This window comes from Nocardia arseniciresistens, from assembly GCF_046764875.1.
GTDB lineage: Bacteria > Actinomycetota > Actinomycetes > Mycobacteriales > Mycobacteriaceae > Nocardia > Nocardia arseniciresistens.
This window is the reverse complement of sequence record NZ_JBKORD010000044.1, coordinates 1-1089: the sequence shown is the minus strand read 5'-3', so window position 1 is coordinate 1089 and position 1089 is coordinate 1. Positions and strand designations below refer to the sequence as shown.

General features: G+C 57.9%; 1 pseudogene. It reads right to left on the bottom strand.

What is annotated here, in order from left to right:
- Positions 1–1089, bottom strand: a pseudogene (locus tag ACLMAJ_RS37995) (DNA-directed RNA polymerase subunit beta); the annotation flags it as partial.

The following is a 1089-nucleotide window of genomic DNA, read 5'->3' as shown; positions in this document are numbered from 1 at the left end:
CCAGCCGGTCTTGCCGATCCACCCCAGGTGGGTCTCCAAGATCTGACCGATATTCATACGACGCGGCACACCATGCGTATTCAAAATAATGTCGACCGGAGTGCCATCCGGCATGAACGGCATATCCTCGGTCGGCAGGATCTTGCCGATCACACCCTTGTTACCGTGGCGACCCGCGAGCTTGTCACCATCCTGGATCTTGCGCTTCTGCGCCACATACACACGCACCAGCTCATTCACACCAGGAGGCAAATCATCATCATCCTCACGTGAGAACACGCGAATACCGATGACCTTGCCCGACTCACCATGAGGAACCTTCAACGAGGTATCACGCACCTCACGCGCCTTCTCACCGAAGATCGCACGAAGCAACCGCTCCTCCGGCGTCAGCTCGGTCTCACCCTTCGGAGTGACCTTGCCGACCAAGATGTCACCATCACGAACCTCGGCACCGATACGAATAATGCCGCGATCATCAAGATCAGCCAACACCTCATCGGAAACATTCGGGATATCCCGAGTGATCTCCTCAGCACCCAACTTGGTATCACGAGCATCGATCTCATGCTCCTCGATATGAATCGAGGTGAGAACATCCTCTTCCACCAGACGCTGCGACAAGATGATCGCGTCCTCGTAGTTGTGGCCCTCCCACGGCATGATCGCCACGAGCAAGTTCTTGCCCAAAGCCATCTCACCGTTCTCGGTGCACGGACCATCAGCAAGCACATGACCCTGCTCGACCCGCTGACCCTCATCCACAATCGGACGCTGATTCGCACACGTGCCCTGATTCGAACGCGCGAACTTACGCATCCGATAAGACTTACGAGTGCCGTCATCAGCCATCACGGTGATGTAATCAGCCGAAACCTCTTCGACGACACCAGCCTTCTCGTTCACCACGACATCACCGGCGTCGACCGCGGCACGCAGTTCCATACCGGTGCCAACGATCGGGGCCTCGGAACGGATCAGCGGCACGGCCTGACGCTGCATGTTCGCACCCATCAGGGCACGGTTGGCGTCATCGTGCTCGAGGAACGGGATCATCGCGGTCGCGACCGACACCATCTGACGCGGCGA